This window comes from Flectobacillus rivi, assembly GCF_030056655.1.
GTDB lineage: Bacteria > Bacteroidota > Bacteroidia > Cytophagales > Spirosomataceae > Flectobacillus > Flectobacillus rivi.
This window is the reverse complement of sequence record NZ_JASHIE010000010.1, coordinates 49043-75835: the sequence shown is the minus strand read 5'-3', so window position 1 is coordinate 75835 and position 26793 is coordinate 49043. Positions and strand designations below refer to the sequence as shown.

General features: G+C 38.0%; 20 protein-coding genes. 10 read left to right on the top strand and 10 right to left on the bottom strand.

Annotation, left to right across the window (positions count from 1 at the left end; all coding sequences use genetic code 11):
- Nucleotides 1–253 precede the first annotated feature (253 nt).
- Nucleotides 254–1930 (bottom strand): dihydroxy-acid dehydratase, encoded by a 1677-nt coding sequence (ilvD, locus tag QM481_RS14685; RefSeq protein WP_166549898.1) that lies wholly within the window; start codon nt 1928–1930, stop codon nt 254–256.
- Nucleotides 1931–2447: 517 nt separating this feature from the next.
- Nucleotides 2448–3971 carry a serine hydrolase gene (locus QM481_RS14680; protein WP_283382276.1) on the bottom strand — a complete coding sequence of 508 codons (1524 nt, stop codon included), beginning with the start codon at nt 3969–3971 and terminating at the stop codon, nt 2448–2450.
- 362 nt (nt 3972–4333) lie between these two features.
- On the opposite strand from QM481_RS14680, the gene QM481_RS14675 reads away from it, so the two are divergent.
- From QM481_RS14675 to QM481_RS14655, 5 genes are all read left to right on the top strand, one after another.
- Nucleotides 4334–4864: a gluconate 2-dehydrogenase subunit 3 family protein gene (locus QM481_RS14675; RefSeq protein WP_166549896.1), complete on the top strand. Its 531-nt coding sequence runs from the start codon at nt 4334–4336 to the stop codon at nt 4862–4864.
- Nucleotides 4865–4907: 43 nt separating this feature from the next.
- Nucleotides 4908–6629 carry a GMC oxidoreductase gene (locus QM481_RS14670; protein ID WP_166549895.1) on the top strand — a complete coding sequence of 574 codons (1722 nt, stop codon included), beginning with the start codon at nt 4908–4910 and terminating at the stop codon, nt 6627–6629.
- A gap of 417 nt (nt 6630–7046) precedes the next feature.
- Nucleotides 7047–7652, top strand: coding sequence for a gluconate 2-dehydrogenase subunit 3 family protein (locus tag QM481_RS14665; protein ID WP_166549894.1), 606 nt, complete (start codon nt 7047–7049; stop codon nt 7650–7652).
- 166 nt (nt 7653–7818) lie between these two features.
- The gene (locus QM481_RS14660; protein WP_283369850.1) at nt 7819–9534 is read left to right on the top strand and encodes a GMC oxidoreductase; all 1716 of its coding nucleotides are present in this window, start codon (nt 7819–7821) and stop codon (nt 9532–9534) included.
- A gap of 132 nt (nt 9535–9666) precedes the next feature.
- Entirely contained in the window at nt 9667–10026 is a 360-nt protein-coding gene (locus QM481_RS14655; RefSeq protein ID WP_166549892.1) for a cupin domain-containing protein, read from the top strand.
- Between the two features lie 232 nt (nt 10027–10258).
- Here the strand turns inward: QM481_RS14655 and QM481_RS14650 are convergent, their stop codons facing one another.
- The 4 genes from QM481_RS14650 to QM481_RS14635 all read right to left on the bottom strand — a co-directional run bounded on the left by QM481_RS14650 (nt 10259) and on the right by QM481_RS14635 (nt 13214).
- The gene (locus QM481_RS14650; protein WP_283382275.1) at nt 10259–11158 is read right to left on the bottom strand and encodes a hydroxypyruvate isomerase family protein; all 900 of its coding nucleotides are present in this window, start codon (nt 11156–11158) and stop codon (nt 10259–10261) included.
- A 187-nt stretch (nt 11159–11345) separates the two neighbouring features.
- Nucleotides 11346–11708, bottom strand: coding sequence for a TM2 domain-containing protein (locus tag QM481_RS14645; RefSeq protein WP_166549890.1), 363 nt, complete (start codon nt 11706–11708; stop codon nt 11346–11348).
- Complete coding sequence (locus tag QM481_RS14640) at nt 11705–12034, bottom strand: DUF2752 domain-containing protein (protein ID WP_166549889.1); 330 nt, start codon at nt 12032–12034, stop codon at nt 11705–11707. The genes QM481_RS14645 and QM481_RS14640 overlap by 4 nt, the downstream gene beginning before the upstream one ends.
- A gap of 97 nt (nt 12035–12131) precedes the next feature.
- Nucleotides 12132–13214, bottom strand: a complete 1083-nt coding sequence (locus tag QM481_RS14635; RefSeq protein ID WP_166549888.1) for a mechanosensitive ion channel family protein — start codon at nt 13212–13214, stop codon at nt 12132–12134.
- Between the two features lie 249 nt (nt 13215–13463).
- Here QM481_RS14635 and QM481_RS14630 point away from each other — a divergent pair, with 249 nt between their 5' ends.
- The 3 genes from QM481_RS14630 to lptC all read left to right on the top strand — a co-directional run bounded on the left by QM481_RS14630 (nt 13464) and on the right by lptC (nt 16125).
- Nucleotides 13464–14222, top strand: coding sequence for a type III pantothenate kinase (locus tag QM481_RS14630; RefSeq protein ID WP_283382274.1), 759 nt, complete (start codon nt 13464–13466; stop codon nt 14220–14222).
- Nucleotides 14173–15507, top strand: coding sequence for a BamG family beta-barrel-assembly machinery protein (gene bamG, locus QM481_RS14625; protein WP_283382273.1), 1335 nt, complete (start codon nt 14173–14175; stop codon nt 15505–15507). The genes QM481_RS14630 and bamG overlap by 50 nt, the downstream gene beginning before the upstream one ends.
- Nucleotides 15508–15573: 66 nt before the next feature.
- A complete protein-coding gene (gene lptC / locus QM481_RS14620) occupies nt 15574–16125 on the top strand; it encodes an LPS export ABC transporter periplasmic protein LptC (protein WP_166549885.1) in 552 nt (183 codons plus the stop codon).
- Between the two features lie 83 nt (nt 16126–16208).
- Here lptC and QM481_RS14615 read toward each other — a convergent pair whose 3' ends face one another.
- Complete coding sequence (locus QM481_RS14615) at nt 16209–18149, bottom strand: PEP/pyruvate-binding domain-containing protein (protein WP_283382272.1); 1941 nt, start codon at nt 18147–18149, stop codon at nt 16209–16211.
- A gap of 384 nt (nt 18150–18533) precedes the next feature.
- Nucleotides 18534–19673 carry a 2-isopropylmalate synthase gene (locus QM481_RS14610; RefSeq protein ID WP_166549883.1) on the bottom strand — a complete coding sequence of 380 codons (1140 nt, stop codon included), beginning with the start codon at nt 19671–19673 and terminating at the stop codon, nt 18534–18536.
- 539 nt (nt 19674–20212) lie between these two features.
- Between QM481_RS14610 and QM481_RS14605 the strand changes: the two genes are divergently transcribed.
- Complete coding sequence (locus tag QM481_RS14605) at nt 20213–21991, top strand: ABC transporter ATP-binding protein (protein ID WP_283382271.1); 1779 nt, start codon at nt 20213–20215, stop codon at nt 21989–21991.
- Between the two features lies 1 nt (nt 21992).
- Here QM481_RS14605 and QM481_RS14600 read toward each other — a convergent pair whose 3' ends face one another.
- On the bottom strand, nt 21993–22859 hold the full coding sequence (locus tag QM481_RS14600) for an AraC family transcriptional regulator (protein ID WP_095161645.1): 867 nt from the start codon (nt 22857–22859) through the stop codon (nt 21993–21995).
- Nucleotides 22860–22901: 42 nt separating this feature from the next.
- On the bottom strand, nt 22902–25775 hold the full coding sequence (locus QM481_RS14595) for a putative LPS assembly protein LptD (RefSeq protein ID WP_283382270.1): 2874 nt from the start codon (nt 25773–25775) through the stop codon (nt 22902–22904).
- 140 nt (nt 25776–25915) lie between these two features.
- Here QM481_RS14595 and QM481_RS14590 point away from each other — a divergent pair, with 140 nt between their 5' ends.
- On the top strand, nt 25916–26731 hold the full coding sequence (locus QM481_RS14590; protein WP_205690788.1) for an N-acetylmuramoyl-L-alanine amidase family protein: 816 nt from the start codon (nt 25916–25918) through the stop codon (nt 26729–26731).
- Nucleotides 26732–26793: the final 62 nt, after the last annotated feature.

Below are 26793 nucleotides of genomic sequence, written 5' to 3'. Positions count from 1 at the left end.
CCTTATTACTAAGGTTCATAAATTTCAATTATATCGTGTTAGTGATGCGGATGAAGGTAAAGACCATTAACCCTACATTTATGATGTCATCTGTATACCTTCATTTTCAGATCTTTCATATTCGTCGAGTAAAATAATTTATGGTCTTTAAGTTTTCAAGGTGTTATCGTATTTAAGATTATGAAAAGCCTACGACTAGCTTTTATTGGGAAAGCAAGCCATTGGACTCAGTTATGTCCAATGGCTTAACTATTTACAAATCCGTTACACAACCCTCACTTGCTGAGGCTACGTTTTTCACATATTTGCGTAAAACACCTTGTTTGAATGGTGATTCAGATGGAGCCCAGTCTTTACGGCGTTCTGCCAATTCTTCATCAGATACGTGTAAGTGAAGAACATTATTAACTGCATCGATCGTAATCAAATCGCCATCTTTTACCAAAGCGATATTGCCCCCTACCTGTGCTTCTGGTGTTACGTGGCCTACCACGAATCCGTGTGTACCGCCTGAGAAACGACCGTCTGTAATCATGGCTACTTTGTTACCTAAGCCAGCACCCATAATAGCCGATGTTGGTTTCAACATTTCTGGCATACCCGGACCACCTTTAGGACCTTCGTTACGGATTACTACTACTTGTCCTTCTTTGATTTCGCCTTTTGATAAGTATTCAATTACCTCTTCTTCACGCTCACAAACCTTTGCAATACCCTCAAAACGTTCCCCTTCTTTACCTGTGATTTTTGCTACAGCACCGCCTGTTGCTAAGTTACCATACAATACTTGTAAGTGACCTGTTGGTTTGATTGGGCTCGTTAATGGCAAAATGATTTTTTGTGAATCGAAATCTAATTCAGGAACATCAGCCAAGTTTTCAGCAATTGTCTTACCTGTTACAGTCATACAATCACCATGTAAATATCCTTCTTTCAACAAGTATTTCATCAATGCTGGTACCCCACCGATAGAAAGCATATCTTCCATGTAATACTTACCAGAAGGCTTCAAATCAGCAATTAATGGAGTACGATCAGAAATAGCTTGAATATCTTTTAACGTAAATTCAACTTCAGCGGCGCGAGCAATTGCCAAATAGTGCAATACAGCGTTTGTCGAACCACCCATAGCCATTACCATTGTAAGGGCGTTTTCGAAAGCCTTACGAGTCATAATGTCTCTTGGGCAAATATTTTGCTCCAATAGGTTTTTCATTGCTGCTCCAATAGCCAAACACTCGGCTTTTTTACCTTCGTGAGTAGCTGGATATGAAGACGAGTTTGGTAATGTTAAGCCCATCGCTTCCATCGACGATGCCATAGTGTTAGCAGTGTACATACCACCACAAGCACCAGCACCCGGAATAGCGTTACGGATAACTCCTTCATAGTCTTCGTCAGATATATTACCTGCGAATTTTTTACCCAATGCCTCGAATGCCGAAACAATATCTAATTTTTGTCCTTTATACTCACCTGTACGAATTGTACCACCATACACCAACATACCTGGGCGGTTCAAACGAGCCAATGCCATCATAGCTCCTGGCATGTTTTTGTCACAACCAACTACCGCAATCACGCCATCATACCATTGAGCACCTACTACGTTTTCGATCGAATCAGCAATCAAATCACGTGATGGCAATGAGTATGACATCCCGTTGTTACCGTTGGTCATACCATCTGATACACCAATCGTATGGAAAATCAAGCCTACCATGCCATTCTCTTGAACACCTTTTTTCACATGTACCGAAAGACCATTGAGGTGCATATTACATGTGTTTCCTTCATAACCTGTACTAGCAATACCGATTTGTGCTTTTTGCATATCTTCGCTAGTAAGACCAATTCCATAAAGCATGGCTTTGGCTGCAGGGTTGGTTACTTCTTGAGTCAGTGTTTTTGAGAATTTGTTCAGTTCCATAACTTGAAAAGATGCTTTAGACTCTGCCCGACAGGATAGAAAACACGAGTCAGAGGGTTTGTATTATTCTTCTATTTTTTGACTTATTTTAAGTTCGATATTTCTGGACAGCAAAAGACCTTTCTCAGTGTGTGAGAAAGGTCTTTTCAATTATATACATAAAAGCCCGTCTCACACTTCACAGCAGAGAATCACGAGAACGAGAATGATATTTACAAATCCAGAAACTTTCATAAAAAATTAGCGAAATTTCGCTGATGTTTTTGTTAGTACTTTACAAATATACAGAGGTATATTTTTTAAATGCAAGAAAATGCCAAATAAAATTTTAGTAATAAATACTTATACCAATTTTAATTTTGGGAATTTTGATTCATTTTTAGTGAATTAAAACAGTTTTTTTTCAATTTAAAGTATAAAATTCTGTTTCGGTTCTCTCTTTTGAAATAATATTTTTATTGAAAAATTTACACAAAATACATTTAGCGAAATTTCGCTATTGTTTTTTAGTTGTATATTACTTTTTCAAAAACTGGATAATTCCTGCATTAGGGAAATCAATTTGTACTTGATCAATTGCTCCTTTGAAGTTTGTCAGAAACTGAATTGGCATATTGTCGAGCATATCTTTTCCTAAAAAATAATCATAATGAAAGTGTACTAATTCTATAGTTTGGTTATGATATTTGGCCATAAGCCCTTTGTCAGATTTGTAAATTTGCAAGATTCCATAAGCTGGATGTTCATAAATACCTGCGTAATTATCGAGGTTATGTGACATCGAAGCAAAGAGTACTCGATTGGCATTTTGTTCTTTCGCACGTTTCTCTTCAGCAAAAGTGGCGTCTGCTTTTTCTTGCTTCATACGACTATGCCAATCTATCTCAGGAAGATTAAAAAGCATATCTGTAAGACTGTTTGTGACCACATTAACAAAGTAGTAGTCGGCGGCACTGCTATTGGTTGTAATAAATATGCCAATATTATTATTAGGAAAAAGTGTCATTTGAGAGCGATATCCTTCTATTGAGCCATTGTGTTGAAGGCGTTGAGCTCCTCTATAAACATTTTGATTCCAGCCCATGCCATAAGTACTAAATCCTAATTCAGGGTATTTGGCTTCGGCAGGATACACAACAGTTAAAGGAGTGTGATTTTCTTTTAAATTTTTACTAGAAACAATCTGTTGGTTCTCATATTTACCTTGTTGTAACTGCATCAATAGCCAATGACTCATATCCTCGGCATTGGACTTTACAGCTCCTGCTGGTCCGATAGCATCCACATTACTTCCAAAACCTGCTTCAGCAAGCTGGTCATTTAGTTTACGATATGATTTCGAATAATCCATTGATTTGAATAATTCGGGATATGTCAATACCGTTTGATTCATTTTGAGAGGCTTTAGAAGGCGCTCCTCCACAAATTTTTCCCAAGTCATCCCACTTACTCTTTCAATCAAAACGCCAGCTACCATATACATCAAATTGTTGTATTGATATTGTTCGTAAGGTTTTTTGCTAAGTTTGAGATATTTGAGACTCTTGTAAATCGTCTGACGGTCGAGCGAACTGTACAACCAAACAAAATCATGGCGTGGCAAACCTGTGCGATGTGAAAGTAAGTCTTTTACCATTACTGTATGCTCTGCATCTACGTCGCTTAGCTCAAAGTCGGGTAAATAATATTTGACGGGTTTGTTCCAATCTACTTTCCCTTCATCTACCAAGATTGCCATAGCTGCGGCGGTAAAAGATTTGCTACAAGAAGCGATCGGAAATAAGGTTTGAGGAGTAACAAACTGTTTGGTTGCAGTATTTTTTTGTCCCAAACCCGCTGTCCACAATACTTGCCCATCTTTGACGATACTGATGGCGCAACCTGGCACTTGCCATTCGGTCATCCAACCATATATCTTTCCTTGCATTTTGGCAAGCATCAAATCGGTTTCGCTGAGTTTGGTTACCTTTTGAGCATGGGTATTATGCCCTAAAAGTAACAATGATAGACTTGTAAGTGTGAGGATAAAAGTTCTTTTCATGCTTGATTATCAATTAAATTGCGTTGAAAGAGTATATTAAATTTACGAGCTACTCTTTAATTGGGCTAATATTTCAGTCATTATGTCGAATTTTTGACAGGATTAGTAGTAAAAAGTATCGAAATGATACTTTGAACCTATAAGAAAGGAGCTTTTTCTAGAAGAAATTCAATAACTTTGACTATTCGATTAAATTGTCTGTTTTAGAGAAAAAATAGATGTATTTCAAGAGCTTTTGTACTCATGTTTAGGCTCAATACTATCCAACAACGCACTTACCAAAGACCAAGAGCAGTTCGAGCGAGAATTGCTCGCATATACAAATCAAACTCAACTATTCAATTCATTAATTCTGTAAAACTATGAACCGTAGAGATGCACTCCAGCATGTAGCAATCCTCTTAGGAGGTGTTATATCTGCTCCAGTGATGGCTGGTGTTATGGGCGAAAAAACCTACACTGGCGAAAGCCTCAAAGTGACTTTGGACCAAGAATCCCTTTTGGCTGAGGTAGCAGACATTATTATTCCTACCACTAATACCCCAGGCGCAAAAGCTGCTGGTGTGGAGAAATTCATTGTGCGTGTAGTAAGAGATTGCTATACCAAGGAGGAACAAAAGGCATTTTATGAAGGATTATCCAAACTGGATGCTGATAGCAAAACCAAATTTGGAAAAGGCTTTGTTGATTTGGATGTAACTCAAAAGAATGAAATGGTAAAGCAAACAACGGTAGACAACAAACCATTTTTCTTGAAAATGAAAGAATTAACTGTAACAGGTTACTTTACTTCAGAAATTGGCGCTACTAAAGCTTTAGAATACTTGCCTATTCCTGGACGTTTTGAGGGTTGTGTACCTCTAAAACCTGGACAAAAAGCTTGGGCTTTGTAAAAAATTACGGTTTATCATTCCCTATTTTAACTTAATCAGAACAATGTCTTACTTAAATATAGATGCCGTAAAAGGCAATACCTACGATGCTATTGTAGTGGGTTCGGGTATTACAGGTGGCTGGGCAGCCAAAGAACTTACTGAAAAAGGCTTGCGCGTATTGATGCTCGAAAAAGGTAAAAACTTAGAGCACGTTACGGGTTACGAAAATGCCATGAAAGACCCTTGGGAATCCAAATACAATGGTCGCCTAACGGTAGAGCAGAAAGAAACTCACCCAAAATTGATGCGTGATTATCCGTACAACGAAATGACCGAAAAATACTGGTTCAACGATGCGGATTCATTATATAAAGAAGAAAAACGTTTTGACTGGTATCGTCCTAATATCGTAGGGGGTAAATCTATCATGTGGGGACGCCAATCATATCGTTTGAGTGACCTTGACTTTGAAGCAAACTTAAAAGATGGTATTGCTGTAGACTGGCCTATTCGCTACAAAGATGTAGCTCCTTGGTATTCTTATGTAGAAAAATTTGTAGGTATTTCGGGTGAAAAACTTGGTTTGCCACAATTGCCAGATAGCGAGTTTTTGCCTCCGATGGATATGTATTGTGTGGAAAAAGAGGTAAGAAAGCGCATAGAAAAAAATTATCCCGGACGTGTGATGACTATCGGACGTGTTGCCAACCTATCAAAAGCCGCTCAGGCTCAATTGGGTGTTGGGCGTACGGGTTGTCAGTATCGCAACAAATGTTCATTGGGCTGTCCTTATGGAGCTTATTTTAGTACGCAATCATCTACGCTACCGGCTTGTATGAAAACAGGTCGTTTGACACTTCGCCCTGATTCTATTGTAAGTGAGGTTTTGTATGACGAAAATAAAAAGAAAGCTACTGGCGTAAGAGTTATTGACTCTGTAACTATGCAAACAACTGAATACTTCGCCAAAGTTGTATTCTTGTGTGCATCAGCTCTGGGTACTACAGCTTTGATGTTAAACTCAACGTCTAACCGTTTTCAGAATGGTTTGGGTAATGATTCAGGAGAATTAGGTCATAATTTGATGGATCATCACTTCCGTGTAGGTGCATCGGGTACATGGGAAGGCGACGAAGACACATATTACTACGGTCGTCGTGCCAATGGTATCTACGTACCTCGTTACCGTAATATTGGTAGCGACAAGCGTGATTATTTACGTGGCTTTGGCTATCAAGGCGGTGGTGGTCGTGGTCGTGGAGCATGGGCAAGTAATGTATCAGAATTGAGCTTCGGTACAGATTTCAAAGAACAAGCAAGTGGTATTGGACCATGGTCAATGGGCTTAAGTGGTTTTGGGGAAACGCTTCCATATCACGAAAACCGTATGTATCTCGACAAAAACACGAAAGATAAATGGGGTATTCCTGTGGTAGTATTCGATGCAGAGTTGAAAGAAAATGAGAAGAAGATGCGTATCGATATGATGAACGATGCCAAAGAAATGCTAGAAACTGCTGGGGTCAAAAACGTAAAAACGTATGATAGAGGTTCATATCTAGGTATGGCTATCCACGAAATGGGAACCGCTCGTATGGGACGTGACCCTAAAACTTCGGTAGTAAATGGCAACAACCAATTGCATGCAATCAAAAACGTATTTGTAACGGACGGTGCTTGTATGACGTCAGCGTCATGTGTAAACCCATCGTTGACTTATATGGCTTTGACAGCTCGTGCGGCTAATTTTGCTGTAAACGAATTGAAGAAGCAAAATTTGTAAAATAAGCTGGTAAAAAATGGTCGATTATTGATATTCAATAGTCATATTTTGTATAAAATCCCCAAGGCTGTAACAAGCCTTGGGGATTTTTATTTGGTCTTTTTTTCATATTATACCTTTTTGTACTGTAAAAAGTCTTTTCTTAAAGATAAAACACCCCTATTTTACCTCATCATAGGGGATGAAATATGATATTTCCATGGCAATTCCTTGCAAAGTATTGCCGAATATTGGTTATCTTTAAACTCGCAAAAAATAAAACTTTTCAAATAAAGTTTTGTCTTTGGCGTTGAATGGGAAATATAATATCTTTATTTTCTCAAAGAGATACAATGAGTTTTAAAACAATATAATTCATTGGTATGTTGGAAGAACAAAAACTAATTTATAAATACTATATCAAAATCCCGATCTAAAATGAACAGAAGAGACGCACTCTCAAAAGTTGCCTTATTAATTGGAGGGACGCTTTCGGCACCAACCCTTTTGGCAATGAGCAGAGCAGGTGAAGCAAAAAACACTTCTATAGCGCTTGAGTCGTTTAGCCTCAATGATACTCAGCGTAAGATAGTAGCAGAAGTAGCCGAGCATATCATTCCAAGAACTACCACTCCTGGTGCAAAAGATGCAGGAGTACCAGCATTCATTGAAATGATGTTGAATGATTGTTACAAAGCACCAGAGCACAAAAGCTTCTTGGCGGGTGTATCTGATTTAGAAAAGAAAAACTTCTTAGCTCAATCAAAAGACCAACAAATTGCAACATTGAAGCAACTTGAATCAGATACCAAAGAGTTGATGAAACAATACAATGTGAAGCAAGTAAAAGTTGGAGATAACGTTGACAAAGAAAGTATGGATGCCGCTATGGGTGTTCCTTTCTGGCGTTTGATGAAAGAGCTTACTTTAACAGGTTATTATACTTCTGAGCAAGGTTTGAAAGCTTCATTCGTATATGAGCCAATCCCAGGCAAATTTGAAAATACCAAGTTGAAGCCAGGACAAAAAGCTTTTGCTTACTAAGAACAACGCAAGATGGCATTATTAGGCTTTAGGAAAGAAGTCGTAAGTATTAAAAAATGGAGTAATATTTACGTTTACAGCTTAAAGCATACAGCCTAATGCGGGTAAAATAGATTTCATTTTACCCACTTATTTAATTTCTTTCAATACTTATAGAAGATATAAAATGAATCTTAATATAGATGCAGTAAAAAACCAAACCTTCGACGCAATCGTTGTTGGTTCTGGTATTTCGGGCGGTTGGGCTGCCAAAGAATTAACAGAAAAAGGTTTGAGAGTAGCAGTACTTGAGCGTGGTCGTGAAATCAAACATATTGAAGGTTACGAAACGGCAATGAAAGATCCTTGGGATTTTGCACACCGTGGTCGTCCAACAAACATGGCTGCTGAAGAGTACTGGGCTGGTATGCGTACTGGTTATACAGCCAACGAAGAGCACCGTTATTTGTTCGAAAACGATAAGCAAAACCCTTATATCGAGAAAAAAGGTGGTTTCGACTGGATTCGTGCCTATCATACAGGTGGTAAATCTTTGTTGTGGGGACGTCAGTCTTACCGTTGGAACAAAGCAGATTTTGAAGCTAACTTAAAAGAAGGCGTTGGGGTTGACTGGCCAATTCGTTATGAAGACCTTGCTCCTTGGTACACGTATGTAGAGAAGTTTGCAGGTATTTCTGGTCAAGCAGAAGGTTTGGATGTATTACCAGATAGCCACTTCTTGCCAGCTATGCAAATGACTGCTCCTGAAACTCACTTCACAAATGCAGTAAAAAGCAAATTGGGACGTCCTGTAACAGTTGGTCGTGTAGCTCACTTGACTAAGCCAGGTCCACAACATACAGCTGTTGGTCGTGGTTCTTGTCAATACCGTAACAAGTGTATGCGTGGTTGTCCTTATGGTGGTTACTTTAGCTCATTATCGGCTACTTTGCCAGCAGCAGCTCGTACAAAACGCTTGGTAATGGTTCATAATGCCATTGTATCTGAAGTAATTTTTGACGATAAAACACAAAAAGCAAAAGGTGTTCGTGTAATTGACCAAAATACAATGGCTGTTACTGAATACTATGCAAAAATCATCTTCTTGAATGCTGGAGCTATTCCTTCTGCTTCAATTTTGATGAACTCAAAATCAAACCGTTTCCCTACTGGTATGGGTAATGAAAGCGATCAATTAGGTCGTAACATCATGGACCACCACTTAGGAGTTGGTGCTAGTGCATCAGTAGAAGGTTTCAATGAAGATTACTTCTTCGGTAACCGTCCAAACGGGTTGTATATTCCACGTTTCCGTAACTGGGGTAAAGACAAGCGTGATTATCTTCGTGGATTTGGCTACCAAGGTGGTGCTAGCCGTGCAGGTTGGGGTCGTGGTGTTGGTATGGATGGTTTCGGTGCTTCATTCAAAGAAGATTTAACTCACCCAGGTTCATGGTCAATTGGATTTGGTGGTTTTGGTGAAATCCTTCCAAACGAAAGCAACCGCTTTACTTTGAGCGACCAAAAAGATAAGTGGGGCTTACCAGTGCTTTCTTTCGAATCTGAATTTGGACAAAACGAATTAAAAATGCGTGAAGATATGATGAACGACGCTGCTGAAATGTTGGAAGCAGCTGGTTTCAAAAATATCAGTACTTACAATAGCCAATCAACTCACATTGGTTTGGGTATTCACGAAATGGGTACTGCTCGTATGGGTCGTGATCCTAAAACTTCGGTATTGAACAAGCACAATCAAGTTCACGCTGTGAAAAACGTATTTGTTACAGATGGTGCTGCAATGGTTTCGGCTTCTTGCGTAAACCCATCGTTGACATATATGGCATTGACAGCACGTGCTGCTGATTTTGCTGTAAGTGAATTGAAAAAGAAAAACTTGTAGAACTTACAAAGTCTATTCATACCTTTGCAAAAACGCCTCTTTCGAGGCGTTTTTGTTTTAACAAGATTGGCAAAACTTTGAAGCATATATCCAAGGTTTATGGCATTATTTTTATTACTAAAAAATAACAATATGAGTTACATTCATCAAACCAAACCTTTCGTCGTACCTACTACAGACGGAAAACTTATCGAAGAACATTTCGGAAGAGTAGCCACACAACAAGAAAATATTAGTATTGCTCGTATGATTGCTCCTTCTGGTTGGAGTGAGCCACACCAAAATCCCGCTTTTGACGAGTGGACTTTAGTCAGTAAAGGTAAAAAACTGATCGAAGTTGATGGCGAAGTAATCGAGATTTCGGCAGGGCAAAGCATTTTGATCACAAAGGGAAGTAGAGTCAGATATAGCAATCCTTTCGACGAGGCTTGTGAATATTGGAGCGTATGCCTTCCTGCCTTTTCAATTGATACCGTAAACAGAGAAGAATAATTCGATTTTGGATTTGTGATTGCTGATTTCGGAAGTGTGAGTACATAACCTTAGATAGGAGTTTTCAATACAAACATGGTTCAGAAAGATAGTATCAAAAAAGGCGTTCGAAAAAATCATTTCGAACGCCTTTTTTGATGAATAATTGGAGAATAAGCCTAATGTTGAAATTCGAGATAACTCATGTTTTAATACAATCACTAAATCACTCAACCACTAATTCACTCAATATCTAGATGTCACAAATCAAGATACCTTCACGCAATGAAGCAATTTTGTCGGTACGAGTTGGGATAAATTCTTGCCCAATAAAGCCTTTGTAGCCAGTATCAACAATAGCTTTCATAATAGCAGGATAGTTCAACTCTTGAGAGTCGTTGATTTCATGACGCCCTGGTACACCACCTGTGTGGTAGTGAGAGATATACTCATTATATTTTTTGATTGTTGCAATTACGTCCCCTTCCATGATTTGCATGTGGTAGATGTCATACAACAATTTGAATTTTTCAGAACCAACCATTTCACAAAGTTCCACGCCCCATTCGGTATGATCACACTGATAATCTCTGTGGTTTACTTTTGAGTTCAACAATTCCATCGAAAGTGTCACATCGTGTTTTTCGGCAGTTTTGATAATTCTTTGAATTACCTTTTTGCAGTTCAACAAACCTTGTGTTTCGCTGATACCATTACGGTTTCCTGAAAAACAAATCAAGTTTTTGATACCTGCTTTTGCTGCTTCTGGAATCAGATAGTCGATATAGTAGTTTGCCAACAGGTCATGATTTTTTGGGTCATTAAAGAAATTTGTCAACCCTGTACCTTTTGGCCAGCTTCCCCAACCCATACCTGCTGTAAGATCATATTTTTTCATAATAGACCATTCTTCAGGGCCTGTCAATTCAATCGACTTCATGCCGATTTCTTTAGCAGATTTACACAAATCCTCAAAAGGAACTGACTCATAACACCAACGGCAAGCCGAGTGATTGATGCGTCCTTTGAGAGCCGAACCAATATGGTTGTCGGCAGCTTCGATGCGGTTGTTGAGGGAGGATGTCAGCATGGTAGCAGTAGTCGCCGCTAGGGTTTTTTGTAATACCGAACGACGAGATATTGGGTTTTCCATAAGTACGATAATGAAAATGTTACATGGGATAAATACGAATATATGGATAATATACTCATTCCATGTTTTCCTATGAAATTTACAATATCTTTTTGATAAATGATACCTTGTTGCCGAACATCTCGATTCGTCATCTAAAGGTTGAAAAGAGAAATAAGCTACCTAATAGATTTTTACTTGACAGCCATTATCGATTTTGCCAAAGTTTAATCGAGGCTAATATTTCGGCTGCTACTTGACGGTTATATTCCATTGTCATGCTTTTGTGGTTAACCAAATCGACGATTGTACCAATCATACAAAGTCCACCTGTAAAGAAGTAAAGGATACCCATACCAATTCTATCTGTCAAAAAGCGTTGAATACCAGCGAAACCGAAGAATCCCATGATTGTTGTAATAAGTATCAAGGTTGTATCACGACGTTTGTTTTGGTACATTGCCAAAAACTGTTGTTGTTGTGTTTCGTCCAAATCTCTGACTAAATTTTGGATAAAAATAGCTTCCTCAGGTTCTAAGTTGGCCATCATAATTACGAAGTTGGGATTCATTTTCTTAAAAGTTTAGATGGATAAAAGTCTTCAGTTTTGTTTGAGCAAACGTTTGAGCAAAATGCTGTTTTACCAAGTTCAAAAATGCGTTTAAGTAGTATTAGCAATGCAAAAGCACCTAGAGGGTGACTTTGCCAAGATAATTGCCATTCACCTCTCAACAAATAAGAAATAGAATGACCTAATCCGCAACCTGGACAATGTTCAAAACCTGCTAAAGCTAAGGGACAAATTGTAAAGTGAGTGCTTTCGGGACGGGAGAATGCCAGCCATAAAAGTCCACTTACCCAGATGATTAGCTCTATTGGTATCTTGCGCTTGTTCATGGATTAAAGTTGTGTGTTTCTTTTTAATCCACGAGCATTTTCTACACCAGACACACGAAATCAGGGTAAATGGATGTTTTTAAGGATGGCAAATAAATTAGTTGATAATTCGGAAAGTAGGATAGGCTAATTGCGCTTGATGTTTTTGGACAATGGATAAAATCTGGTAATTAATTTCTTCTTTTACCTCATTCAAAACAACAATGCTGTTGGTAGCTACATGGTAAGAAACTAAAATATCAAGTGAGTTATCGCCAATAGCGTCAAAACGAGTTTTGCCAGGGTCGCTATGGTATATTTTATCGTGTGATTCTACCAAAGTTTGAATATCATTCACAATTGCTTTGACTGCCTCGGTAGGTGTGTCCAAACGTAAACGAAGGGCATAACGAGCACGGCGGTAATTTCTTTGACTGAGGTTTTCTAAGGCTTGTGCTGTAATGAGGCGATTAGGTACTGTTACCAAGCTACCATCACCTGTACGAATGCGGGTACTACGAAAACCAATTTTTTCCACATCGCCAGTTACTTTATCAAGCAAAATGGTATCGCCCACCAAAAAAGGTAAGTCCAAGAAAATCGTAAACGAAGCAAATAAGTTTTCTAAAGTCTCACGAGCAGCTAAGGCGATAGCCAAACCCCCAATCCCCAAACCCGTAATCAGTGCTATTACGTCAATTTTGAAAACTATTCCTAGCATCGAAAAAAACGTCATTAAGACCAAGGCAACAATCACTAAATCTTTGGTGAATGGTACAAACTGGTCATCGAGTTTACTTTCTGTAAGCGCAGCTTTTTCTTGAAAAACAATTGCTAGAAACTTTGTGATACGAATAAGTATCCACGAAAACGACATAATAAGCGTAAGCTGAAAGGTTTTCCAAACAAACATCAGGATACCAAATTGTTCAACTGGTGCTAAATGCCAAGCTCTAGGGACTTTGATATGATAAGAAGCAAGCCATATAGCATTAAGAATAAAAAACACTTCAAGCGGCTTCCGAAGTAATTCAATACAGGTGTAGATAGGCACTTTGTCGTGGCGCAAAACTCGATAAAGGACTTTACTCAAGACAATAGAGAAATACCTTTTAATCAATACTCCCAAAAGGCAAATTCCTGTAAACCAGATTAAGTCTATTACAGTATTTTCGAGTATGGATTGAGATAAGAAATTCATAAAAAGTTTGTTTGATAAAGATGTTTTTGGTCATTTGGCTAGCATAAGTACTTTCCTGCTTTTCCAAAGCAGGAGCAAATATAAAGACCAACCAATATTCTTGTTTTAAGATTCTAGAAAATATTAGTTATGAAATAAATCACTCACCTCAATGCCTTTGATTGGGCACAATGTAATAGGAATGCTCATCTTAACATTGTGCCTAATAATCAAAACCCTACCTTTGCTTTATTATTGAAAACAAATCTCATGAATTTAGCGATAGACTTAGGCAATACCTTTGCCAAAACTGGGGTATTTATCGGTGGAAAACTTCAAGAATTACAAAAAGGCTTGGATTATCCTACGTTGTTGGCATACGTGGAAAGTATCAACCCAAAACATATTGTCATCTCTACAGTCAGTTATTCGGAGGAACAATTAAAGGCTGATTTTGGAAAATACGACCCAGAACTAGTATTGTTGCAACCCACAACCTCTGTGCCTATTCAAAAACTTTATGATACACCTCATACTCTTGGTGCTGACCGTGTCGCTGCTGCGATTGGAGCAATGGTGCTGTTTCCACAACAAAATTGTGTGGTAATAGATTTGGGAACTTGCAATACCTATGATTTGGTTGATGCCGAAGCTAATTTTCATGGAGGTATTATTTCACCAGGAATGGCAATGCGTTTTAAAGCAATGCACACTTTTACCCAAAGATTACCGTTAATAGAACCCGAAGGCTTTCCAGAATTAATTGGAAAAAGTACCTCCAAAGCAATGCAAAGTGGTGTAATAAATGGACTTCTTGCAGAAATCAATGGTTTCATCGAACAATACGAGGCAGTTTTAACAAAAATTAACGTCATTTTATGCGGGGGAGACGCTACATTTTTTGCAAACCGCATAAAATCACCGAACTTTGTAGAACCAGCTTTAGTGTTGATTGGTCTTAACAGAATATTAGAACATAATGTCGAAATTAAAAACGCTAGCTCACCAGACAAGCTTACACAATCGTAAAGGCCTGCCTGTAATGGCTAAATTAAAAATTGTCTCTCTATTGGTACTGGGTCTAGTACTCCACTCTCAGTGGTCTAGTGCTCAGCAATCCAACTCACCTTATTCGTATTTGGGTATTGGCGAGGCTGTTACAGAAGCCGGTTCTGTAAACTATATGATGGGTGGACTTGGCGTTGCCAATGCCTCTGGCTTATATATCAATAATCTAAACCCTGCCTTGTTGGCTCGCAACCGTTATACGCTTTTTGAAATGGGTGTAAATACGGAAGTAAAAGGTTTGCAAAACTTCTCAAAACGCTCTAATACCACACGTGGTACTATTGGTCCTATCTCGTTGGCATTGCCAGTGAGCTCTCGTTGGACAATGTTGTTGGGCTTGCGTCCATCTACCAATGTGGATTACTCTACTTTTTCAGTAAATAAACTTGACCTATTGGGCAAAGACAGTACAACGATTGCTTACAATGGGAGCGGTGGTTTGAACAAAGCCGTTTGGTCAAATGGAGTTAGACTGAACAAGAATGTTTATGTTGGGCTTGAAACTAGCTATACTTTTGGTGTAATCAACAACGATATTACGACTCAAAACTATAGTGATGGTCAAAACTATCAAATCAAATTGGCTGACCGCACCAACTATTCTGGTTTAATCTTCAAACTAGGCGGTGCTTGGCGTCCAAAAATCAGCAAAGAGTATTTCTTGAATATTGCAGCGACTGCTGATTTTTCTCAAACACTCAAAGCTAAGTCACTTCGTCAGTTTCGTACTTTGGATGCTTCGGGGATTACAGCAATCAATGCCGATACGTTGACACAAACTACAGGTCATATCACTTTGCCATCAACCTATCGTTTTGGTATCAGTTTAGAAAAACCTGGTCAGTTGAACGTATCTCTTGATTACTCTATGACTAAGTGGACAGCTTTCAGAAATGTTGAAGGTAATTCAGAGAAATTAGTAGATGCGTCAACTATCGCATTTGGAGCAGAATACATTCCAGATTTCGAAGCAATCTCTGGTTATTTCAACCATGTAGTATATCGCGTGGGTGCTAGTTATACGCAATCTCCATATACTGTAACAGGAACAGCAGGAGCTAAAGACTATAATTTCTCAGTGGGAGCATCGTTTCCAATGCGTACGATTTCATACCTAAATGTTGCTTTTGTACATGGTAAAAGAGGTACCTTGGCAACGAATGGCATCGAAGAGGTTTATTCAAAAATTGTAGTTGGATTCTCATTGGGTGACTTCTCTTGGTTCCGTAAACCAAAAATCGACTAATCTTATTAAGTGAGATAATTTTCTGTGAATTGAGGGAATTATCGAAATACTAATTGCGATTTTGGTATGAAAACAGACAGATATAAAGTGGCAATAGGTGTTATTTTGTGCTGGACATTGACGCTGATAAGTTGTAAAAAGGAAGAGAAAATTGTACAGAAGGGAATTTACAATGGTCCATTATCCGAGCTACATGGTATCAATATGGCATATACTGATTCGGCAAAGATTATGGTCAAAATGTCAACCGAAACACAGCTAACACTTCAAAACGAAGATAAAGTATATCCCAAAGAAGTAAGGATATTCTTTTTTGATAAGTTAGGGAATAATACCACAACACTCAGAGGCGATTCGGCAAGATTTATTCGCTCGAAAAACCTTTATCATATTATGGGGCGTGTGTTGGTAAATAACCAAATCAAAAATGAAACCTTACAAACCGATGAGATGTTTTGGAGCCCTGATACCAAGAAGGTTTACACAGATAAACCTGTTGATATCAAAACCCCTGAACAAGTCTTACACGGTGTAGGAATGGATTCTAATCAAGATTTTACCGATTATACGCTTCGTCGAGTAACAGGCGTCCTGAGCGTGAAAAACTTGCCCCAATAAACAAAAAAGGTCAACACTCATGAGTGCTGACCTTTTTTGTTAACTCTAACTTACCCTAAAAAATGTCTCTATCAAGCTAAAACTTACTCAGGCAAAATATGATTTCGTAACAATCGTGCCTGTTTGAAATACAAGAAGTATTGCCCATCGGTGTTTTTTATCACTTTAAATTCGATATCTGTGCTATACAACTGATTATCGCCTGCTTCTTTCTGACGGTTCATCAGGGCTTGATGTACTTTGATGGCATTGATTCTCAAGACTTTTAGCAGTAAAGAAGCTTGTTCGTTTCCAATAAATACCTTGCCGATATTTGAATGACTTTTTACGGAGCTAACCACCCCATTTTGTCCTACCAAAAAAGCTTCTGGCTTGTCATTTTTCTTCGGGTTTGCCACTTCATTTTCGCCTGGTTGGGTATTGACTAACACATCCACATTTCCACTCTTTTCATGTGGTGTAACCAAAATGACACCATTGGCATATTCATCTACAAAGGCTGGACTCACCAAAATAGCCATAGCCACTTTTTTGTGGTCAATCCCAAAATATTCTCGTTCTTCAAATGCCTCATCGTTCCACAATGACGCATAAACCTTCGTGATTTTTTCGGCTAAAACTTTATCGTTATCTGCCACATTAAATCCTTTGGAGGTATATAAACCTGCTCCATTGAACTGGGGTAAATCTTCGCAATTAGTTGAGCTACGAAGTTTTACTTTTTTACCTGCATAATACTTATTCAATATTCCACGCAAAGACTCAAGCATTGCCACACTTGGGGTGCTTTTTGCGATCACACTTCGAATTCTGGCTAAAGCTTTTTGCCTCTCAGACTTATTTAACGTACTTTTTTTACTCAGAAAAAAGTTTATTTCCTTATCAGCTCCTTGTGCTAGTAAGTCCATATAAGGCTTAAAACCAATCGCATAAGCAGGCAAAACATACTCTTCACCCAAAAGCTCATGAATCAAAGCATAGTTATTGGCTTTCGCTCCAATCAAGTTTACTTTCTGGTATTGTTTGAAATGTTTATTAAGCGGAATAGTAGACTCAAATGTCAATTCAGGATTAGGAATATTTACTTTTGGGGGTTGATTTTTTTCCAAAAACTTTGCCGCATAATCTGCTGTAACCGTTTTAATAATCAGTTTCTGAAATTTTGGATTTATTTCTACTATTTGACCAATTTTTGCCTTTAATTCTGGCCAATCCGAAAGACTTGTCAATGAGACATTGAGCGTTTTTCTATTTTTAGCTAAAAGATTTACATGCGAAAGAGGTGTTTGGGGTTCGAGCGTAATAATACCTGCCAATGGCGGCACTCTTTCTGGAATGTGCTCAAAAATGGCAATATCTTTTGAACTTAATTCTGTAAGGTTTTTCTCATTTTTAACATAAACCAATCGACCTACTGCTACAACTTCATTGAGCACTTCAACCTTGAATCCATTGAAATGCTTAATGAGATTCATAGCTGTTACCGACTGTAATTGCTGTTTGAGAAGAAGGGGCGCAAGCACCTTCTGACTTAAAATATGTTTCTCTTTTGTATTGAGAACTATTAATGGTTTTCCCTTAAACTGCTTGTAAGTTGTTGATATCAGTTGCGTCAATTTCTGTATAGAGCTTGTCATTGAAGCTGGAGTATCATCATACGAATAATCCTCTACACGTATAGCATAGGTATATTTTTTACCAGAAACCATATAAGGTTTAGCACTAAGGTCATATACAAAAAAAGGAAGATATTGGCGTGTTTTTGAGGTTGAAGCCAATGTTTTAAACTGCTTAAATGTAATAGTTCTCCCTAACTTTTTGTTTACAAATTCGGCGTGACCACGGGTTTCTTTGGGGTCATAAATATACACTTTGGAAGTAGTACTCCAGTCTACCGCCACACCCGTCCAAGCAGGCAATGCGCCATAAGCTAAAAACTTATATTTGCTGATATCCTGAGCAGATACTTCGAAAAGAGCCAAGCTCATAACGAAGGTAAGCAGATAAGAAAGTGACTTTGACATAAGCTACAAATTTAAATTAAGGATTGGGATCGAGTTTTGATTTTGAGAAGTAATTTTAAGAGGCTAGTACTTTAGACTTTGAATATACGTTAAGAAATTGAGTGAACGCTCAATTATCAAAGGTTTTAATCAAAAAATTATCAAATGGTTAGTAAAATAAAAAAGGTCTTTGTGACAAACAAAATGTTCATCACAAAGACCTTTTTTACTTATTCTTAAGTATCAATGCAAAATAAAGTTTCATTAATATGCTTTAGGCAGTAAGCACTAGGCAAAAAGTTTCTATTACTTCATGAGAAATACTATTTAACTTTTAGCCTACCGCATAAAGCTTAAAGCGGGTAAAATTATTTTTATTTTGCTCGCTAACTTAAGTAGGTAATATTATCCTACTAATTCTTTCAAATCTTCGTCGTTTAATTGTTTACGCTCATCGGCCATCAACAAGAAACGAGTATACAATTTATCAAGTTCTGGTTTTTCAAAAGCAAAACCTAATAATTGCAAACGGTGACGCAAAGCAGCACGACCCGAACGAGAAGTCAATACGATGGCTGAAGAAGGTACACCTACATCTTCAGGATTCATGATTTCGTAGTTTTGTGCGTGCTTCAAGAAACCATCTTGGTGAATACCCGACGAGTGAGCAAAAGCATTAGCACCAACTACCGCTTTGTTTGCCTGTACTGGCATACCCATCAAATTTGAAACCATTAATGAAGTTGGGTACAAGAATTTAGGGTTAATACCAGTTTCGAAGCCTAAGCCTTTATGTACGTTCAAAATCATCGCAACTTCTTCCAATGAAGTGTTACCAGCTCTTTCGCCAATACCGTTGATAGTAACTTCTACCTGACGAGCACCCGCTTGGATACCTGCAATCGTATTAGCAGTAGCTAAGCCTAAGTCATTGTGGTTGTGCATAGAGATCGTAGCTTGGTGAATATTCGAAACGTTTTCGAATAAGTAGCTAATACGCTCGTGCATCTGGTTTGGCAATAAATAACCTGTTGTATCTGGCAAGTTTACTACTGTAGCTCCTGCAGCAATAACAGCTTCGGTCAATTGAGCCAAAAATGCTAAGTCTGCACGACCAGCATCTTCTGCAAAAAACTCTACATCTTCAACAAAGCTTTTGGCATATTTTACTGCCCAAACGCCTTGTTCGATGATTTTTTCACGAGTGGAATTAAATTTGTGCTGAATGTGTACATCCGAAGAACCAATACCTGTGTGGATACGTGGTCTTTTGGCATGTTTCAAAGCTGCAGCAGCTGCATCAATATCCTCTTTTTTGGCACGAGTCAAACCACAAACTGTGGCATTCTTCACGAGTTTAGCAATTTCTTCTACAGAACGGAAATCACCTGGAGATGAAATTGGAAAACCAGCTTCAATAATATCTACCCCAAGTAATTCTAATTGTTCAGCAACCTGCAATTTTTCTTCAGTGTTCAATTGACAGCCCGGAACTTGCTCGCCATCACGCAATGTTGTGTCGAATATTTGAATTCTTTGACTCATGACTTTTAAAGGGATTGATGATTTGTTAAATGTTGTTTCTTGGTTACAAAATAGTCGTTGCAATGGGTATAAAAAAACCTTTCCTCAGTTGGTTGTGAGAAAAGGCTTCGATTTGCACAAAAAAACCTTGTCTCACTAATCAGCGAGAAGCTTAATGATGATAAAAAATTTATTTGTGCTATTATTTTCCATATCTCAAAACTATATAAAATTATTGACTATACAAAAATCTGGTTTGTAAGGAAGGATAAAAAAGATTGGATTTTTAATTATTTTAAAGAATAAAATTCTATTATACATGCCAAATTGGCTATCTTTTTAGAATAAAATTCTAAAAAGATTATTATTAAAAACTATTCTTTATGTAAAAATAAGATTTTTTTTCGATTCTTAACTTTTTTATTATCTCAAACTTATTCAGAATTCATTCTTTTTTTGAAACTTTACTTTTTCAATAAAAATTGTATTTTATTAAGATTTCAAAAATAAAGGAGTAAAAGCAAATCGATTATCTTTTGAGATTTTCCTCCTCTTTCATTATGGCAAACAATCCTTATATTTCTCTTTTAAAAATTGCGTGGCAATATGCTCGACAAGAGAAAAAACGCTTCTTGTTGGTATATGCACTCTTCATTGTAGCAAATATTATTTTTTCTCTCAATCCAATCTGGTACGGTTGGTTTATTGATAAAATTCAGCTCAAAGGGGTAGATGTCCTCAAAGACACATGGATTTATGGCATAGGCTTTTTGCTTTTACGCTTTGTGGAGTGGTCGTTTCATGGTACAGCACGGGTAATGGAACGCAGTTTGGCTTTTAATCTTAGCCGTAACTTTTTGCATGAGCTTTATCACCAAACTCTACATTTGCCTGTAAAGTGGCATCAGGATAATCATAGTGGCGCTACCATCAACCGTATCCGTAAAGCATACGAAGCCCTAAAGACTTTTTTTCAGGATGGATTTATGTATTTGCACGCTTTTTCCAAATTCTTCTTTTCTTTCATTGCGATGCTTTACTTTTCGCCTCTGTTTGGTGCCATTGGTGTGCTTTTGGGCATTTTTACCATTTGGGTCATTGCTCAGTTTGATAAACCTTTTATCAAAGCACTCGACGAAACCAACGAACGTGAGCACGTGGTATCCTCAACGCTTTTTGATAGTCTTTCGAATATTATTACAGTAATTACGCTTCGTTTAGAGAAACAAATGGAGCAAAGTTTAAGCGACAAAATCAAATATGTTTTTGCGCCCTTCCGTAAGCAGGTTGTTATCAACGAGTGGAAATGGTTTGTGGCAGATATGCTTGTAGGATTGATTTATGTTGTAATTACGGTAGGTTATGTTTATCAAAATTGGGAAGTTGGTAAAGTCTTTATGGTAGGAGGTTTGGTGACTCTGCTGGGCTATGTCAACAACTTTACGAGTGTATTTCATGATGTGGCTTGGCTTTATACTCAAATCATCCAGCATAATACCGATGTGCAAACAGCCCGTACCATTTCGCAGGCGTATCGGGAGCATCATCGTCCTGAAGAGGTTGAAACCTTGTCCAATAATTGGAATGCTCTGACAATTTCAAATCTAAATTTTTCGCATCAAGAAAATTACAGTTTAGAAAACAAATCTCAGGCATTACATCAGCTCAAAATTCAAATCAACAAAGGAAAACGTATTGCTTTTATTGGAGAAAGTGGATCAGGGAAAAGTACCCTATTGGCATTGCTTCGAGGATTGTATGAACCAGAAAATGGCGTTCAAATCGACCTAGATGGTCGTTTGAAAGATGATATTGGTATCTTGGCCGAAACGGTTACGCTATTTCCACAAGAACCAGAAATTTTTGAGAATACCATCGAATACAATATCACGCTAGGCTTGCCATTTGAGGAGTCTGATATTTTACAAGTTTGTGAGGTAGCGCAATTTGCCGATGTTATCAAGCAATTGCCAAATGGCTTACAGTCCAATATTCAAGAAAAGGGCGTAAATCTATCGGGAGGACAAAAACAGCGCTTGGCTTTAGCACGCGGGGTATTGGCAGCACGTAGCTCACAAATTATACTGCTCGACGAACCAACCAGTAGTGTTGACCCAAAAACAGAAGTCTTGATTTATCAGCAATTATTTAAAGAATTTGAAGGAAAAGCGGTGCTATCCACTTTGCACAGATTGCATTTGCTGAGCCAGTTTGATTATGTATATATCCTCGAAAAAGGACATATCGTAGATGAGGGCAGTTTTGAGTATCTGCTAGCCAACAGTGCTATTTTCCAAGAACTATGGAAACATCAAAAAGAAAGCCAACGAATCTCGTAGGCTAGCTTCTTTCTCCTTCTTTATAATGGCTTGGTGTGACATGGTATTTCTCTTTGAAGGCTTTGATAAAATGAGAAACGCTTTCGTAGCCAATTTCCATACTAATTTCTGAAACGTTCATGCCCGTATTTTCTAACAAAAGTCGGGCATGTTCTAATCTTTTGTTTTTGAGCCAAAGCGCTGGTGAGGTTTGAAATTGCTTCTGAAAATCTCTTTTAAATGCCGACAAGCTTCTTCCCGAAAGTCTCGAAAGCTCCTCCATCGATAGCGGTTTGAGGTAATAGCTATCCATCAGAAATTCCAAATCGGCTTTTTCTCCTTTGTAAATATTATACACAATCGATTTGAGCTTGCCAGTAGGGTCTATCTCGAGCAAATGCAATAGTAACTCTTGAAGCTTTAGGTTCAGAAAGTGATTGAGATATTGGGTTTCGAGATGAAAATAAGGGAAAATTGAGTCGATATATTTCTCCAAACTTTCATTAATACCAAACACCAATAGTCCTTGATTGGGATCTGGTTCGACTAGAGAGTTTTCTTGAAAAAGGCTCAAGTGTCCTGCTACGAATTCTTTGAGTAACTTTTCATTAAAAAAGAAAACCAAACTTCGGTATTGTTTATTAATCGCTTCCTGCATGGTGTAATAACCACGAGGAATGAATACCACATTGCCTTTTTTGACACGAATATCTTGTTCAGGCGTAACAAACTTCTTTTCACCCTCAAGCACAAATATCAAGGCGTGCTCCTCAAAAAACACTTCGTTTCTGAGGGGTGGATCCTGATTCCGATAGGCAACAAAAGTCATATCCTTAATTTTTAAGGACTGAAACTCTCCTGCATGTATGAAAGAAGGAACACGTATCATAAGAAAAAGAAGCCGTTGCATGCAACGGCTTTATAGATATTTTTAGAAACCTCCACTATCGTAGAATGAACGACGACGTGAGAGCTTAAGTTCTTGTAACAAGGACGACTTCACACGTAAGTCGAACGAGTAGCTACCACCACGACCATACAACGGACTGGCTGCTGGTGTCCAGTTAAACTGCATTTCCCAACAGTGTAAATCGCGATGGATACTGATATTGGTTAAAGAAACACCTTTGTTGATAAAGTCATAACCTGACTGAACTTTAAAATCCCACTTTTCGGTCATCTTCACACTGCCAGAGAAGGTGACTGCACTTACTGTTACGGCAGGTGCTAAACCACGTTTAGCATAGTTGTATTGATAACTAAACTGAAATTCCCAAGGCACACTCCAATCTACATAGGAATCAATATTGCGATTGATTTGCTTCATTTGTCCTTCTGTACCATTGGCGCTGGTTTTAGGCTTATTCCCACCAGGTTTAAAGCTTTTACTTACTGACATATTAAAGGCTGAAAGATTAGCTAAACCTTTTCCAGTCGAAAACATATATTCATCCAATTGCTCTCCGACTGAACCGTAGTTGGAATTGACTTGATATACATAAGGGTCGAGTGTACCTCCGATATTAACATCAAATTTTTTGACTCTTGAAGTTGCCCCAAAAGATACAGGAGCTAATTTGTACTTAGTAGCAAAAAAGTTATAGTTGGTCGATAACGAAAGGTTATCGATAATGGTGATCTTTTCAAACTCCTTAGCGGCTGTATCCGACTTTGCTTTTACTTTCGCTTCTATCGTATTGTTTAAACTAAAGTTAATACCTCCCGATCTACTTCCTACGTTTGTTAATGTTGGATTAAATGAAGATATTCTAAGTGTATCTTTTTTTCCAGTACTACTATTTGTTAGCACTACGTCTTGATAAAACCCATATTTTGTATCTGTGAAATCTGGAGTGTAGCTCACACTAACCGACGGTGTCATTACGTGACGAATACCTGCCAAACGCCCAAAGTTTTTGAAGTTTAGTGTTCCGTACAAACGAGTGTTCATACTCATCGTAAATGCGTATTGGTAGTCTATAAATGACCCATTGGTCGTATCTATTTTCACAGCTCCAAGTCTTCGTAATGAATCCGAGGTAGCATAGTTGTTAAAATTCAAGAATTGGTAATTATACTTTCGAGTATAAACATTTCCTGATAAGCTCATCCCAGGGGTAAGGTTGATATAACGACCAAGTTTGATATTCGGCAAAGAAATAGGGATAGAATACTGCATTTTCGTTTGCCCCTTACTCAAGATAGTACCTAAATTGGCAAAATTGAAACCAATAACCCCATCTCTTTCCAAATTTGTTGAAGTGGAATTAGTTACAGTTACAGGTTTATTAAGATCTGTATCTGTAGGGTCAACCCTACGATATACGGTATAAGGAAGCGACAAATACGAACGGTTGTCTAGTGCCACTTTGTTGGTAATACTTGTAGAGCCTGTAAAATCTAAGCCAAAACGGAATTGGTCTATCAATCTTTCGGTTACAGCCTTTTTCTTCTTAAATGGTTGGATTTGATTTAGACCAAAGTTGTAATTAATAGCAGAAGTAATCTCCTTGGTTGTGGTATTCTGTGAGATGTTCATACTTGCCCCTGTACGAATCGTCTGTCCAAAGTTTTTAGAATATTGTACAGATGAGTTCGTAGCATTGGAGGTATAGTTAGAGGTAACAAAGCTATTGTATTGGTTATAGCTATTACTCACAACATTAACAGATGCTGAGAAACTCGAATTACCTCTACTTTGTGGTGAATGTGACCATTGAATCGAAAAGTCATTACGAACAGTAGGGTTAAGTGTCGATTCGTCAGCACTAATTCCTTTACGATACTGTAAGTTAAAATTACCACTATAACGATATCGTTTCACGTATTGCGAATTGGCACCAAGCCCCCAGCTACCATTAGCATAAATTTCTCCTGTAGCACGTACACCAATATTGGGACTTATAGCAAAGTAGTAACCACCATCACGCAAGTAGAACCCACGACCTGAAGGTTCTTCGCCATAGGTAGGCATCAAAATCCCCGAAGTACCTGATTCTTGTGGTGGGCGATAAGGGAAAAAACCAAAAGGTAACCCAATTGGCAAGGGAATATTGTTGAGTTCGACGTGAAAAGGTCCTGCTACGATTTCTTTTTTCCCTACAATTTTAATTTTAGAGGCATTGATATGGAAGTGTGGTTGTGCCAAATTACAGGTCGTGTAAATAGCATTTCGGATATATAGGTTATCCTCATCATCCTTTTTTACCTTCTTCCCTTGTACATAGCCTTCTCCTTGTTGAGTAACAATCCCTTGAATTAGAGCTTTTCTCGACTTGAAGTTATACTTGATTTCATCGGCATTGTATTCGTCACTTCCTTGCTTAAATACAGGCTTTCCTTTGACTTTTTTGGTAGTAGAGTCCATCGTCCCATGAGCATCTACTTGATTTATAGCCCAATTAAGCTTGATAAAATCTGCTTGTAAGGAAATATTCCCATACGTTACTTTGGCATCACCATAGAGATACACGATTTGTTTTTCGGTATCCATGATGGTCGAATCTTCTGCCATGTACTGCACGGTGGTTTCTAGTTCATCTGGCTTTTTGAGTGAATCAGGAACAGTTTTTGTACCTTTCTTTCCCAAAGAATCAAGATTGTTTTTACGCAAAGTATCCACTGGCAAAGCTTTGGTCGAAGTTGCAGTGGTTTTGGTAGATTTACTGTTGTCTTTACCTTTGAGAAGTCTTTGTGCATTTGCCGAATACGCAAAACCTAGCACGAACATCGTACCGATTAAGAGTAGGACTTTTTTTGAAAGACTTAAAAAATTATATTTGCCTGTTCTATAGGAATTATCCATTGTATAGGACGCGTTCTAATAAGTTATTGGAAATAAAGTCTTCTTTACTTTGAAGCATTCCAATTTTATCAATTCGTAAAAGATTTAAAATACAAAATTACTTTATATAACGTTCTTGTTAACGAACCAGCCTGAAAATAATGTTAAACTTTCTTAAAGGTTTCCTTCTAATACTAATGATTGGTGGTTTAACTGGCTTCAGTTTGCCACAAATAGGGATTGAACCCGACTCAGTTGCTGTTGCATCAGCAAGCACCAATATTCGTACCATTGTACTAGATGCTGGTCATGGAGGCAAAGACCCTGGGTGCTCAGGGCCATCGGGGGTACGAGAAAAAAATATTGCCTTGAAAATTGTGTTGGCGCTTGGTAAAAAAATTAAGGAAGAATATCCTAATATCAAGGTGTATTATACTCGCCAGACCGATGTCTTTGTAAATTTACACGAGCGCTCGGCAATTGCTAATCGTAATAGAGCTAATCTTTTTATCTCTGTTCATTGTAATTCACACCCTTCCAAAAAGTTCAAAGGAACTGAAACATATACGATGGGGTTACATAAAACAGGGGAAAACTTAGATGTTGCCAAAAGAGAAAACTCTGTAATTTTGCAAGAAAGGGACTATAAAAAGACCTATAATGGCTTTGATCCTAACTCGCCTTTGGCACATATCATGATGGCAAATTACCAAAGTGCCTTTATGAATAATAGTCTTAAATTTGCTCAAAAAATCGAACGTCAGTTCAAAAGATATAGCGACCGCACGAGTTATGGCGTAAAACAGGCAGGTTTTTTGGTTTTGTGGGAAACGGCTATGCCAAGTGTATTGGTCGAAGTAGGCTTCTTGACCAACCCTAACGAGGAAGATTATCTTTCATCTTCAGATGGGCAAGATGAAGTGGCTAAATCTATTTTCAGAGCATTTAAGTCCTACAAAGAAGAAATTGAAAACTAAGCTAGTGGGAAAAGGTGTTTCCTTTGTCATTGCTTTATAATACTCTAGTCAAAGAGTTTGAT